The 14158-nt window shown below is 65.7% G+C and carries 11 protein-coding genes; 9 read left to right on the forward strand and 2 right to left on the reverse strand.

Annotated features, from left to right (window positions below):
• Window positions 1-754: 754 nt before the first annotated feature.
• From ACQY4Y_RS22245 to ACQY4Y_RS22285, 9 genes are all read left to right on the forward strand, one after another.
• The gene (locus ACQY4Y_RS22245; RefSeq protein ID WP_428492753.1) at window positions 755-3541 is read left to right on the forward strand and encodes an ATP-binding protein; all 2787 of its coding nucleotides are present in this window, start codon (window positions 755-757) and stop codon (window positions 3539-3541) included.
• 10 nt (window positions 3542-3551) lie between these two features.
• Window positions 3552-4250, forward strand: coding sequence for a response regulator (locus tag ACQY4Y_RS22250; protein WP_428492754.1), 699 nt, complete (start codon window positions 3552-3554; stop codon window positions 4248-4250).
• A 14-nt stretch (window positions 4251-4264) separates the two neighbouring features.
• Window positions 4265-4714: a PTS sugar transporter subunit IIA gene (locus tag ACQY4Y_RS22255; protein ID WP_428492755.1), complete on the forward strand. Its 450-nt coding sequence runs from the start codon at window positions 4265-4267 to the stop codon at window positions 4712-4714.
• Between the two features lie 95 nt (window positions 4715-4809).
• Complete coding sequence (locus ACQY4Y_RS22260) at window positions 4810-5400, forward strand: (2Fe-2S)-binding protein (protein ID WP_428492756.1); 591 nt, start codon at window positions 4810-4812, stop codon at window positions 5398-5400.
• Between the two features lie 3 nt (window positions 5401-5403).
• Window positions 5404-6378, forward strand: coding sequence for an FAD binding domain-containing protein (locus tag ACQY4Y_RS22265; protein WP_428492757.1), 975 nt, complete (start codon window positions 5404-5406; stop codon window positions 6376-6378).
• 10 nt (window positions 6379-6388) lie between these two features.
• Complete coding sequence (locus tag ACQY4Y_RS22270) at window positions 6389-8599, forward strand: xanthine dehydrogenase family protein molybdopterin-binding subunit (protein WP_428492758.1); 2211 nt, start codon at window positions 6389-6391, stop codon at window positions 8597-8599.
• 216 nt (window positions 8600-8815) lie between these two features.
• A complete protein-coding gene (locus tag ACQY4Y_RS22275) occupies window positions 8816-9841 on the forward strand; it encodes a sugar ABC transporter substrate-binding protein (protein WP_428492759.1) in 1026 nt (341 codons plus the stop codon).
• An 81-nt stretch (window positions 9842-9922) separates the two neighbouring features.
• Entirely contained in the window at window positions 9923-11416 is a 1494-nt protein-coding gene (locus ACQY4Y_RS22280; RefSeq protein ID WP_428492760.1) for a sugar ABC transporter ATP-binding protein, read from the forward strand.
• A gap of 35 nt (window positions 11417-11451) precedes the next feature.
• Window positions 11452-12480: an ABC transporter permease gene (locus ACQY4Y_RS22285; protein WP_428492761.1), complete on the forward strand. Its 1029-nt coding sequence runs from the start codon at window positions 11452-11454 to the stop codon at window positions 12478-12480.
• A 12-nt stretch (window positions 12481-12492) separates the two neighbouring features.
• Here the strand turns inward: ACQY4Y_RS22285 and ACQY4Y_RS22290 are convergent, their stop codons facing one another.
• On the reverse strand, window positions 12493-13632 hold the full coding sequence (locus ACQY4Y_RS22290) for an AI-2E family transporter (protein WP_428492762.1): 1140 nt from the start codon (window positions 13630-13632) through the stop codon (window positions 12493-12495).
• Window positions 13629-14063: a hypothetical protein gene (locus tag ACQY4Y_RS22295; RefSeq protein ID WP_428492763.1), complete on the reverse strand. Its 435-nt coding sequence runs from the start codon at window positions 14061-14063 to the stop codon at window positions 13629-13631. The genes ACQY4Y_RS22290 and ACQY4Y_RS22295 overlap by 4 nt, the downstream gene beginning before the upstream one ends.
• Between the last annotated feature and the right edge of the window lie 95 nt (window positions 14064-14158).

Below are 14158 nucleotides of genomic sequence, written 5' to 3' on the forward strand. Positions count from 1 at the left end.
CCCTGAAACGGACAAGCCCTGAAACGGACAAGCCCTGAAACGGACAAGCCCTGAAACGGACAAGCCCTGAAACGGACAAGCCCTGAAACGGACAAGCCCTGAAACGGACAAGCCCTGAAACGGACAAGCCCTGAAACGGACAAGCCCTGAAACGGACAAGCCCTGAAACGGACAAGCCCTGAAACGGACAAGCCCTGAAACGGACAAGCCCTGAAACGGACAAGCCCTGAAACGGACAAGCCCTGAAACGGACAAGCCCTGAAACGGACAAGCCCTGAAACGGACAAGCCCTGAAACGGACAAGCCCTGAAACGGACAAGCCCTGAAACGGACAAGCCCTGAAACGGACAAGCCCTGAAACGGACAAGCCCTGAAACGGACAAGCCCTGAAACGGACAAGCCCTGAAACGGACAAGCCCTGAAACGGACAAGCCCTGAAACGGACAAGCCCTGAAACGGACAAGCCCTGAAACGGACAAGCCCTGAAACGGACAAGCCCTGAAACGGACAAGCCCTGAAACGGACAAGCCCTGAAACGGACAAGCCCTGAAACGGACAAGCCCTGAAACGGACAAGCCCTGAAACGGACAAGCCCTGAAACGGACAAGCCCTGAAACGGACAAGCCCTGAAACGGACAAGCCCTGAAACGGACAAGCCCTGAAACGGACAAGCCCTGAAACGGACAAGCCCTGAAACGGACAAGCCCTGAAACGGACAAGCCCTGAAACGGACAAGCCCTGAAACGGACAAGCAATGGGCGATAGCGCGAACGGCGGCCGGCGCCCCTCGCCGGAAGCGCTGCTGCGAGAGGCGGAGAAGTCACAGCGCGGCCGGCTGAAGATCTTCCTCGGCGCCGCGCCGGGTGTCGGCAAGACCTATGAGATGCTGTCGGCCGCGCAGCGGCGGCGGGGGGAGCACGTGGACGTGGTGATCGGCGTGGTCGAGACCCACGGCCGAGCCGAGACCGAGGCGTTGATCGCAGGGCTGGAAACCATTCCGCGGCAGAGCATTGCGTATCGCGAGCGCACGCTGACGGAGATGGATCTCGATGCCATCCTGGCGCGCCATCCGCGGCTGGTGCTGGTCGATGAACTGGCGCACAGCAACGCGCCCGGCAGCCGCCATCCGAAACGCTACCTCGATGTCGAGGAACTGCTGTCGGCCGGCATCGACGTCTATACCACGTTGAACATCCAGCACGTCGAGAGCCTGAACGACGTGGTGGCGCGGATCACCCGCATCCGGGTGCGCGAGACGGTGCCCGATTCGGTGATCGAGCGTGCCGACGACATCGAGCTGATCGACCTGACTCCGGAGGACCTGATCCAGCGGCTGAAGGACGGCAAGGTCTATGTGCCGGCGCAGGCCGAGCGTGCGGTGCGGCACTACTTCGCCGCCGGCAACCTGACGGCGCTGCGGGAACTGGCGTTGCGGCGCACGGCACAGCGGGTCGACAACCAGATGGTCGACTATATGCGCAGCCACGCCATCGAAGGCCCGTGGGCCGCCGGCGAGCGCGTTCTGGTCTGTGTCCAGGGCGGCCGTAAGGCCACCGCCACGGTGCGCCATGCCAAGCGCCTCGCCGACCAGTTGCGCGCGCCGTGGACCGCGATCAACGTCGAGACCACTGGCGCCGCCCGAACCAACGCCGCCGAACAGGACAGCGTGGTAGTGGCTCTGCGATTGGCGGAAAGGCTGGGCGCGGAGCCGGTGCTGATCCCCGGTCAGGACGTCGCCGATTCGGTGATCGACTATGCCAGGGCCAACAACGTCACCCATCTGATCGTCGGCAAGTCGCAGCGCCCACGCTGGCGGCAGTTGCTGGGCGGCGCGATCACCCAGCGCCTGATCAATCGCGCCGGCGGCATCAATATCCATGTGATCGAGGTTCCTCCCGAACGCGGCGATGCCCTGGCGTCACCGGTCACGGTCGGCTCGGCCTCAGGGTTCGATCCCTGGCCGTTCGTGGTCGCCACGGCGCTGGTGCTGGCGGCGGTGCCGATCGGGATCGCGTTGCGCGAGTGGCTGGCAGTGACCAACACCGCCCTGGTGTTCCTGACGGCGGTGCTGATCGGGGCGGTGCTGGAAGGCCTGGGACCGTCGCTGCTGGCCTGCCTGGTGGCCATGCTGGCGTACAACTTCTTCTTCCTGCCGCCGCTGTATACCTTCACCATCGCCGAACCCGACAACGTGGTGGCGCTGTTCTTCTTCGCCGTCGTCGCGGTGATCGCCAGCAATCTGGCCGCCCGGGTGCGCGGCCAGGCGTTGTCGGCTCGGCTGCGTGCACGTCATACCGACGATTTGTATCAGTTCAGCCGGAAGCTGGCGGTGGCGGTGACGCTGGACGATCTGCTGTGGGCCACCGCGCACCAGATCGCGCTGATGCTGAAGGTGCGCGTGGTGTTGCTGCTGCCTCCGGCGGAGGATAAGGCAGTGGGCAGGCCGGCTGGCGGGGAAGCCGGTGGCGCGCGCGGCAGCATCGCGGTTCGGGCCGGGTTCCCGCCCGAGGACATGCTGGACGAAGCCGACCTCGCCGCCGCCAAATGGTCGTGGGAGAAGAACCACATCGCCGGCCGCGGATCGGACACGTTGCCGGGCGGCAAATGGCTTTTCCAGCCGTTGCGCACCGGGCGCGGCCCGCTGGGCGTAGTGGGCATCATCCGCGACGAGCCTGGACCCTTGCTGACGCCCGATCAGCAGCGACTGCTGGACGCTTTGGCCGATCAGGCGGCGCTGGCAATCGAGCGGGTGAACCTGGCGCGCGACCTGCACCTGGCGCGCCTGCAAGTGGAGACCGACCGGCTGCGTTCGGCGCTGCTGACGTCGATCTCGCACGACCTGCGCACCCCGCTGGCCTCGATCCTGGGGTCGGCCAGCAGCCTGCGGTCGCAGGACGTTATGCTGGACGCGCCGACCAAACAGGTGCTGCTTGGCACCATTATCGAGGAGTCCGACCGGCTGAACCGGTTCATCGGCAATCTGCTGGACATGACGCGGTTGGAATCGGGCGCCCTGGCGCCACGCACCGGTCTTGCCGAATTGGCCGACGTGGTCGGGTCGGCGTTGCATCGCGCGTCCAACATCCTGGCGGCGCACCACGTCAAGCTCGACCTGGAGGCTGATCTGCCGTTGCTGGCGCTGGACATGGTGCTGTTCGAGCAGGTGCTGTTCAACCTGCTGGACAACGCCGCCAAGCACGCGCCCGCGGGCAGCCTGATCACCATCGCGGCCAGCCGCGACCTGACCATCAACGCGGCCAGCCGCGACGCCGATACCGTGACGCTTCGCATCATCGACGAGGGCGAGGGCATCCCGGGGGCGGAGCTGGAGCGGATCTTCGAGAAATTCCATCGCGCGGGCGGCGATCGCCGGCGCGCCGGAACGGGGCTGGGCCTGGCGATCTGCCGCGGCTTCGTCGAGGCGATGGGCGGCACTATATCGGCGCGAAACCGCAACGATAGGCCGGGCGCGGTGTTCGTCATCACCCTGCCGGTGCCGATCGACGCGCTGCCGCCCGAGGTTGAGGCGACCACATCATGAGGGCCGCGCCGTGACCTCAGGTAGCGTGCCGCTGCGGGTTCTGGTGGTGGACGATGAGCCGGCGATCCGGCGGTTTCTGCGCGCCGGGCTGTCCAGCCAGGGCTACGTCGTCACTGACATCGAAGACGGGCTTCCGGCGGTCGATATCGCCCGCCGCAAAGCCACCGACCTGATCGTGCTGGACCTTGGCCTGCCCGACATTGACGGTACCGAGGTCATCGGCCGCATTCGCGCCGCGGGGTCGGCGGTGCCGATCATCGTGCTGTCCAGCCGCAGCGACGAGGCAGCCAAGGTCGATGCACTCGACCTGGGCGCCGACGACTTCGTCACCAAGCCGTTCGGCATCGATGAATTGCTGGCTCGGATCAGGGCGGCGCAGCGCCATCGGTTGCAGCAGGAAGGCGAGACACCGATTTTCCGCGGCGGCGACCTGAGCGTCGATCTGGTGCGCCGCATCGTCACCGTGCGTGGCGCGGAGGTGAAGTTCTCGCCGCGCGAATACGCCGTGCTGCGGCTGCTGGTGCAACATGCGGGCAAGGTGCTGACCCACAAGATGATTCTGCGTGAGGTGTGGGGTGGCGACACCGATGTGCAGTATCTGCGGATCTATGTGCGTGCGCTGCGGCAGAAAATCGAAGCCGACCCGGAGCGGCCTGTCCACATTCTGACGGAAACCGGGGTAGGCTACCGGTTACGGATCAACGATTAGGACGCCCAGCCTGAATGGACATCGCCGACCTTCTTACGCCCGACCGGATCGTGCTGGATGCGCGGGCCCGCGACAAGGCTCAATTGATGGGCGAAATCGGGCGGACCTTCCGGCGCCTGGTGCCGGCGTTGCAGCCCGACGCGGTGGAGGCCGCGTTGATGGCTCGGGAGCAGCTTGGATCGACCGGGCTTGGGGCCGGGTTCGCCCTGCCGCATGCCCGGCTGGAGGGCGTGCAAAGCTACTTGGGTCTGCTGTTGCGGCTGGCCCGGCCGATCGACTTCGATGCGATCGACGCCAAGCCGGTTCGTCTGGTGTTCGTGCTGCTGATCCCGGCCTCGGCCGAGGCGTCCCACGTCGCCGCGCTGGCCGCCATATCGCGACGGTTCCGCGATCAGGAGCGGGTCGCGCGGTTGGTAAAGGCCGAGACGCCCGACTTGGCCTTCGAGATTCTTACCGATAATTAACCGCTCAGGAGCGTTCGTCGGCGGCATCGCACCCGATTGTGAGCCGAACCACCCGGCTCCGTTCCCAATTACCGGCGCATTAGGCGGAGAAAGTCATGGATACATCCATTACGCGGCGCGGCGTGATTGCCGGGGCGGCCGGGGGAGCGGCGCTGGCGTCGCCGCTGGCGCGGGCCGATGATGCTTCCCCGGCGCAGGGTCATGCGCTCGGAGTGGCGCAAACTACGCCGGTGACGCTGCGGGTGAATGGCAAGACCGCGCATCTGACGGTCGATCACCGGACGTCGCTGCTGGATGCGCTGCGCGAGCATGCCGGACTGACCGGGACCAAGAAGGGCTGCGACCGTGGCGCCTGCGGGGCCTGCACCGTGCATCTGGACGGGCGTCGGGTGGTGTCGTGCCTGACGCTGGCCTCGCGCTGCCAGGGCAAGGCGATCACCACCATCGAGGGCCTGGCCGTCAGCCCGGCCCATCCGCATCCGGTGCAGGCCGCTTTCATGCAGCACGACGCGTTCCAGTGCGGCTACTGCACGCCCGGCCAGATCATGTCGGCGGCGGCGCTGATCAAGGAAGGCCACGCCGGCAGCGACGACCAGATCCGCGAGTGGATGAGCGGCAACATCTGCCGTTGCGGGGCGTACCCGAATATCGTCGCCGCCGTGCGGCAAGCGGCGCGGGAGGGCTGAGCGATGCAGGCCTTCACGCTGGAAGCCCCGTCCGACACCAGGGGGGCGATCTCCGCCGCCGCGCGGGCGCGGGCGAAGTATATTGCTGGCGGAACGGATTTGTTGCAACTGGCGAAGGATGACATCGAGACGCCGACCCGGCTGATCGATCTTGAGCCGCTTGGCATGATGGGAATCCGCGCCAGTGCCGAGGGGCTGCATCTGGAGCCGCTGGCCAGGATGAGCGACGTGGCGGCGCATCCGGATGTGGTTCAGGGCTGGCCGGTGCTGTCGCAGGCGCTGCTGGCCTCTGCCTCGCCACAGATCCGCAACATGGCAACGATGGGCGGCAACCTGCTGCAGCGGACGCGGTGCGGTTATTTCCGCGATACTGGTTTCGCGTGCAACAAGCGGGTTCCGGGTTCGGGCTGTCCGGCGATCAATGGGGAAAACCGGATGCACGCCATCCTGGGCGGGAGCGAGCACTGCATCGCCACCTATTCGGGTGACATGGCGGTGGCGATGACGGTGCTGGATGCGCAACTGACGCTGACCGGCGCCGACGGCACGCGCAAGGTGGCGATCGGAGATTTTCATCGGCTTCCGGGCGATACTCCGGATATCGAAACGGTGCTGCGGCCGGGCGAGATGATCACCGGGATCGACCTGCCGGCTTCGGCGATGGCTCGGCGCTCGCACTACCTGAAGGTGCGCGACCGAGCGAGTTTCGAATTCGCGGTGGTCTCCGCGGCGGTGGCGCTGGATATTGACGCCGGCAGCATCCGCGCGGCTCGGGTGGCCGCGGGTGGGGTCGGCACCAAACCGTGGCGATTGCCCGAGGTCGAGGCGGCGCTGATCGGCAAGCCGGCCGATGCTGCCAGCCTGAAGCAGGCGGCCGGACTGTCGGGCGCCGGAGCGAGGGCGGCGCGGATGAACGGGTTCAAGTTGGTGCTGCTGCGCCGTTCCGTGCTGCGCGCGCTGCAAACCGTAGCGGCCTGAGGAGGCGTCGATGGAAGCCATGATCGGCAGGCCGATCGATCGTATCGATGGGCATTTGAAGGTAACCGGCGCGGCCAGGTACGCCGCCGAGTTCCGCGTTCCCGGCGTGGTACACGCCGTTCTGGTGCAAAGCACCATAGCCGCTGGATCGATTGCCGGCTTCGACCTGCGTGAGGCGCAGGGCATGCCGGGGGTGCTGGCGATCATCACGCCGGACAATGCGGCCCGGCTGTCACATCCCGCCAACGTTCCGCAGGCGATGGTCGGCCCGCTGCTGCAGAACGACGACATCTTGTTCAACGGCCAGCACGTCGGCGTGGTGGTTGCCGAAACGCTGGAGCAGGCCCAGGCCGCGGCCGCGGCGGTGGGCGTCCATTATCACCGCGGCGAACCCAGCACCTCGATGGACGCCATGCTGGGGCAGGCGTATAAACCGAAGCACTTCCGCAACGGTCAGCGGCCGCCCGATTCTAATCGCGGCGATCCGGACGGCACCTTCCACAGCGGCGCGGTGAAGCTCGATACGACCTATGTTACGCCGATCGAGCACCACAATCCGATCGAGCCGCACGCCACGATCGCGGCCTGGAACGGCGGCAAGCTGACGGTCTGGACGACGACGCAGGGGATTTCCGGTACTCAGGCGGCGCTGGCTGGTCAGTTCGGCATCGACAAGTCCGACGTGCGGGTGCTTTGCCCCTATCTTGGTGCCGGCTTTGGCTGCAAGGGCAACACGTGGCCGCCGGCGACCTTGGCGGCGTTGGCGGCGCGCACCGTCAAGCGGCCGGTCAAGCTGGTGCTGACCCGGGCGCAGATGTTCACCTCGAACGGCTATCGGCCGCGGACCATCCAGAAGCTGAAGCTGGCTTCGGATATCAACGGGTCGTTGGTGTCGGTCCGGCATGATGGTTTCAGTTCCATGTCGCAACCGTCTCTGGGTGAGTTCTGCGAATCGGTCGGGCTGGCGACCGAGATGCTGTATGCCTGTCCCAATGTCGGGGTGACTCACCGCCTGGTGGCGCTGAATGCGTCGCTGCCGACCTATATGCGGGCGCCGGGCGAGGCATCGGGCGTGTTCGCGCTGGAATCGGCGATGGACGAGCTGGCTGTCGGACTGAAGATGGATCCTATCGAGTTTCGGCTGCGAAACTACGCCGAGACCGACCCGCACGAGAACAAGCCGTTCGCCAGCAAGGCGCTACGGGCTTGCTACCAGCAAGGCGCCGAGGCATTCGGCTGGGAAAAGCGCTCGGCCGGCCCGCGTTCGATGCGTGATGGAAATATATTGATCGGCTGGGGGTTTGCCACCAGCACCTATCCGACCAATCGGATGCCGTCCTCCGCCAAGGCCCGGATGGACCGGGATGGCAGCGTCGTGGTGCAGTGCGGAACCCAGGATATCGGCACCGGCACGTACACCGTGATGACGCAGGTGGCCTCGGAGACACTCGGTGTGCCGATGCAGCGGATTCGTTTCGAACTTGGTGATTCCGACCTGCCCCCTGCCCCGGTTTCCGGCGGATCGATGACCGTGGCCAGCGTCGCGCCCAGCGTGCTGGCGGTCTGTCGGGCGCTGGTGGACAAGATCAAGGACCTGGCGCTGGCCGACGCCGATGCGGGTTGGCGCGGCCAGTCGCGCGATGCGCTGCGGATCAGCGATGGACTGGTGATCGGTGCGGATCGCCGGGTGCCGATCTCGGCGCTGCTGGAGCGCGGCAACCGATCGTTCGTCGAGGCCGAGGCCGGGACCCGGCCCGGTGCGGAAAAGCAGAAATTTTCGATGCACGCTTTCGGTGCCCAGTTCGCCGAGGTGCGGGTCGATCCCGACCTGGGCGAGATCCGGGTCAGCCGTTTCGTCGGCGCGTTCGACGCCGGCCACATCCTGAACGCCAAGACCGCGCGCAGCCAGTTGATCGGCGGCATCACCTACGGCATCGGCATGGCGCTGCTGGAGGAGACACTGGTGGATGGCGAAACCGGTCGGATCGTCAACAGCAACGTGGCGGAGTATCTGATGCCGGTGAACGCCGACGTTCCCGATATCCAGACCATCGTGGTGCCGAACGACGACACAAACTCCAACCCGCTGGGGGCGAAGGGCATCGGCGAGTTGCCGATGGTGGGCGTTGCCGCGGCGATCGCCAACGCGGTGTATCACGCCACCGGGGTGCGGGTTCGCAAGGTGCCGATCCGGATCGAGGACGTGCTGACCGAGGTCTGAGCGACGTCGTTGCATGAGGCTGGCGACGGCCAACGCGCCGCCTAGTTTCGTCACGCCGAATATGCCACAGTCTTGTGGTCCAGGTTACCAAGAGCATGATCGCGTCGGGCAAAACGTTCCAAACGCGCTGATCATGCGACAAAACGAGCCCCTGGGGCGCTTCGAGCTATCGGCCGATGGGCGCTTCAGCGGGCGAGGATCGATAGGGAGTGAAACGTGTCCGAAAACAAAACCGGGCTGCCACATTCACGTCGCGATTTTTTCGCCACTGCCACTGCCACGGCGGCCGCTGCGTCAGCGCTGCTGGGTGGGTTCGGCGCCAGTCCGGCGTTGGCCGCAGCGGTGGGGCGGTCCGAAAAGCCGCTGAAAGCCGCGTTCTCCAATGCCGGGTTGCAGGCGACCTGGTGCGCGCAGGGCAAACAGGCGGCGGAATACTGGGGCAAGCTGTACAACGTCGAGGTGACGTGGTTTGACGGCGAACTGGACGCGGTGAAGCAGCGCGCCGCGATCGACAACATGGCCTCGCAGAAATGGGACTTCGCGGCGATTCAGGCGTTCGGCATCGGCACGCTGATCCAGCCGGTGCAGAAGATGATCGACGCCGGCATCCCGGTGATCGACATGGACACGCTGATCGCCCCGCTCGACCAGATCAAGGTGCATGCCTTCCTGGCCCCGGACAACGTGTTCATGGGTTCGGCGGTGACCCAGGCGCTGGTCACCGCGATCGGCGGCAAGGGCAACATCATCATGACGCAAGGCGCGCTGGGCCATACCGGCGCGCAGGGCCGGGCGAAAGGCTTTGAGGAAGTCGTCAAGCACTACCCGAACATCAAGGTGCTGGAAACCCAGCCGGCGGATTGGAGTGTTTCGAAGTCGGCCCAACTTTGGGAGACCTACCTGACCAAGTATCCGAAGATCGACGCGGCATTCTTCCACAACGACGACATGGCGCTGGCGGCCTATAACATCATGAAGGCGCATAACCGCACCAACATCCTGATCGGTGGTGTCGATGCGATGCCCGCGGCGCTCAATGCGGTCGCCGAGGGGCGGATGTTCGCCACCGTGCGCAACCCTTCCTGCCGCATCCATGGTGGGGCGATCGTCGCCGGCGTCGCGGCCTTGAACGGCGAAAAAACCGGCCAGGGGATCCCGAAGAACATCGTCGTCGACGGTCCGGTGGTGACCAAGAACAACGCGCCCGGCATGGCGTGGATGGAAGAGCACTTCCTGATCTGACTGACGAGTCCATTGCGGTGAAGCATCTTTTCGGCACGTATCGGCCGGCGCGATCCGGCCGGGCCGGCGGCGAGTGTTGAGATGGCGACGGCGCTGCTTGAACTGATTGGCATTTCAAAGTCGTTCGGCGGGGTCGAAGCCCTGCGCGACGTGGATTTCCTGCTGCGCACCGGGGAAATTCATGGCCTGGTTGGGGAGAACGGCGCGGGCAAGTCGACGTTGATGAAAATCATCGCCGGCGTCCACGGCGACTTTGGCGGCGAATTCCGGCTCGACGGCCAGCCGGTCCATTTCCGATCGCCGCGCGACGCGCTGGCCGGCGGAATCGGCATGGTGCATCAGGAACTCAGCATCGCGCCTGATCTTTCGGTGGCGGAGAACGTCTTCCTGGGCGCCCAGCCGGTCAACGGCGCCGGCCTGATGCAATGGGGCCGGATGGCGCGCGAGGCGCGTCGCCAGCTCGCCAGGCTCGGCCTCGACATCGATCCGGGTATGCGGATTGGCGAGCTGCCGATCGGATTGCAGCAGATGGTGGAGTTGGCGCGCGTGTTGTTTTCCGGCGCGCGCATCATCATCCTCGACGAGCCGACCTCGGCGTTGTCGCCACCCGAGGTCGAGCGCTTATTCGCGGTGCTGCGTCGCCTGCGCGACGAGGGCCGCTCGATCGTGTTCATTTCGCATTTCCTCGATGACATCCTGCTGGTGTCCGACACCATCACGGTGTTCCGCAACGGTCGCCGGATCGCCACCACGCCCACCGCCGAGACCGGCAAGACCGAGCTGATCGAGCGCATGATCGGCGCCGGCCATCAGGAGTTGGGCGACAGCTACCGCAGCGACATTCGGCTCGACAGCCACCGCGATGCGGCGACCGTGCTGGAAACCCAGGCGCTGTCACTCGACCCCGCCTATCGCGACGTCTCGCTGACGGCGCGCGCCGGCGAGGTGCTGGGGATCTACGGTTTCATGGGATGCGGCCAGGTTGAATTGGTGCGGACATTGTTCGGCAAGCTGCGGCCCGATCGCGGCGTGCTGCGGCTGGCGGGCGGCGAGGTGCGGTTCGCCAGCACCGCGGCGGCGTGCCGAGCCGGCATTGCGTTCGTTCCGGAGAGCCGGCGTTCCATGTTGTTTCTCGAGGAACCGATCTACAAGAATATATCGGTCAGCGTGCTCGGGCGGATTTCCCGCGTGCTGCTCAAGCCGGCCGCCGAGCAGGATATCGCGCGCACCCAGGTGAAGGCGCTGCAGATCCGGCCACCCGGTGTCGAGACGCGACTTGGGTCATTGTCGGGTGGCAACCAGCAGAAGGTCGGGCTGGCGAAATGGCTGACGTTCCCGCCGCGGCTGCTGATCCTTTCGGAGCCGACGCGCGGCATGGATGTCGGAGCCAAGGAAGACGTCGTGAAGATCGTGCGGGGACTACGCGACCGGGGTCTTGCCGTCGTGGTCGCGTCAACCGAACCCGAAACGGTGTTGTCGCTCGCGGACCGGATTATCGTGATGAAGAAAGGGGTGATCGTGCGCGAATTCGCCGACGAGCTGATCAGCAAGGATCGCCTGCTGGAGGCGGCCTAGGCTACGATGAAACTCTTGATGCAAAGCAGTCCGGGATGAGCGCTGAAGGGACCGGCGAAGTGCGTCGGGGGCGCGCCGGGCTTGGTTCGTTGCTGCGCAGCCAGATGCGCAACATCGCGCCGTTGATCACCCTGATCTGCCTGGTCGTGTTTTTCAGCGTAGCAAGCTCGTCGTTCGCGACGCTGGACAATGTCGGCAATATCCTGACCCAGGTGTCGGTGACGGGGATCATCGCGGTCGGACTAACGTTCGTCATCCTATGCGCCGAGATCGACCTCTCCGTTGCCGGCATCGCCAATGCCACTGGCATCGTGGTTGCCTATTTCACCGCGCAGGATTCTTATGTGAACATTGCCAACCTGCCGCTGCCGGGCGTAGTGGCGATCGGACTTGCACTGCTGGCCTGCGCCGTGCTGGGCCTGGTGAATGCGTTGGGTGTCACCCTGATCGGCATTCCGTCCTTCATCATGACGCTTGCGATGATGCAGATCGCGGCCGGCATCTCGGCGCTGCTGGTGCGCGGCCAGATCGCCTACAAGGTGCCCGACCTGATCGCGACGCTGGGGTCGAGGTCATTGGGCGGCGTGCCCTGGATCGTGATCGTCGCGGCGGCTCTGTTGCTGGCGGCCCATTTCGTGCTGACCTATACGCGCTTCGGCCGCTATGTTTACATCGTCGGCGGGAACCGCGAGGCGGCGGAATATTCCGGCATCAACGTCAAGCGGGTCATCAACACGGTGATGGTTATCTCTGCGGTTTGTTCCGGCATCGCCGGGATGCTGGGTGTGGCGCATTTCGGTTCAGCCCAGCAGAACGAGTTTGACAGCTATCTGCTGGATGCGATCGCCGCGGTGGTGGTCGGCGGCACCAGCCTGTTCGGCGGGCGCGGCGGCATCGGCAACACCCTTGTCGGGCTTTTCGTGCTCGGTGTGCTGAACAATGGCCTGGATCATGTGAACAACATCGACAGCTTCCTGAAGATCCTGATCCGGGGGCTGATCCTGCTAGCCGCGCTGGTGATCAATGTCTATGCGCAGCGTCTGCGCGTCGCGACCGAGGATTGAAGCTGCTGTCGGTCAGGCCGCCGGGCGCCGTGCGGCCCATTCGCGCCACAGCAGCATCAGCGCGGCCATGATCGCCGGGCCGAGGAACAGGCCCAGCAGCCCCCAGGTCTCCACCCCGCCCAGAATTCCCAGCAGCACCCAGAGGAACGGCAGCCGGGTAGCACTGCCGATCAGCGTCGGGCGGATGAAGTGATCGGCGACGAACGTCACCACCATGCCGGCCGCGCCGATGATGATGGCGGAGACCACTGATCCCTGAATCAGCAGGATAAGCGCCGCGATCCCGAACACCACCGCCGCACCAAACGGCACCATCGCGGCGATCGCGGTGAACAGGCCGAACAAGGTGGGGTGCGGCACGCCAAGGATGACGTAGCCGATGCCCAGGATGAAGCCCTCACCCAGGCCGACCAGCACCAGGCCGTCGACCGTGCCGTGCACCGAGGCGATCATCTGCCGGCCGATGCGTTCGCCGGCCGGTCCGAACGCCCGAGCGCTGGCGCGTTGCAACTGGTTGCCGAGGCCCTCGCCATCCTTGAACAGGAAGAACAGCGTCAACAGCATGAAGCCGAACAGCACCGCGCGATGAGCGATATCGGCGCCGATCTCTCGACTGTTCGATACCAGCTGCGACTGGCGGGCGCGGCGCAGCAGTTCGTTGGCGGCATCCGGGTTGGCCAGGTTCGCCTGCCACCAGTCGGTGGCTTGCCGGGCGCCGATTGGCAGGTGGGAGAGCCATTCCGGAGGTGGAATGCCGTCGGAGCGGGCCTGGGCGATGTGGTTGATCACGCCATGCACCTCTTTGCCGGCTTGCACGGCAACCATTGCCAGGGGAACCAGGAACAGCAGCGCGATCAGCACGGTGAACACGGACGGCAGCAGGATGTTGTGCTTGCCCGGCGGCCAGCGGCGGATGGCGCGCTGGTACAGCGGCCAGACCGCGATCGCCAGGATGGCGGCCCAGATCAGTGCCGGCACGTAGCGGTGCAGCGTCCACAGCCCCAACCCAATGAGCACGACCGCCAGGGCCGCCCTGGCGCCTTGCTGGGTGGCGGAGACGACCGCCGGGGCGCCCTCCGGCCCGATGGCGCCCTGATCGGGGTTTCGCGCGAGGGCGGCCTCGGAGCCTGGCCTCGCGGTGTCGGGGTTCATTGCGGGCGGCCTCCGGGCGGATAGGGCGGCAACGGTCGGTCGCGGTTGAACGGCCTGAGGGTCAGGCGTTGGGTCATCACCACGGCGCCGATCACCACCAGCGCCAGGGCGGCGAGCCAGCGGCCGATCGGAACCGGATAGGCGCCGTATGGACGCCAGACCATGATCAGGAAGACCGCGCTGACAATCAACAGCGCGGCGAACCCGCGATGCCCCCGCTGCGATGCCAGCACGGCCAGCACGACGAACACCACATAGATCGCGATGGCCAGCGCTCGGACCACGCTGTAGGTCTGCGCCCCCAGCATCGCGACCAGGCCGCGCAACGCCGCGTCGATCGCGTTGTACAAGTTGAGGCAGGCGTCGAGGAATCGGTCGGGTCCGACCAGGTAGAGTACCACTGCCAGCACCAGGCCGCCGACCCAGATCATCAGAATGCTTTCTCGTCGCACGATACCGCCTTGTCAGCACATTGCGATGCAGTTGTAACGCAGATAGCGGCGGATCGCACATCCGACTGATAGCA

Source organism: Rhodopila sp. (genome assembly GCF_965277165.1).
Classification (GTDB): domain Bacteria; phylum Pseudomonadota; class Alphaproteobacteria; order Acetobacterales; family Acetobacteraceae; genus Rhodopila.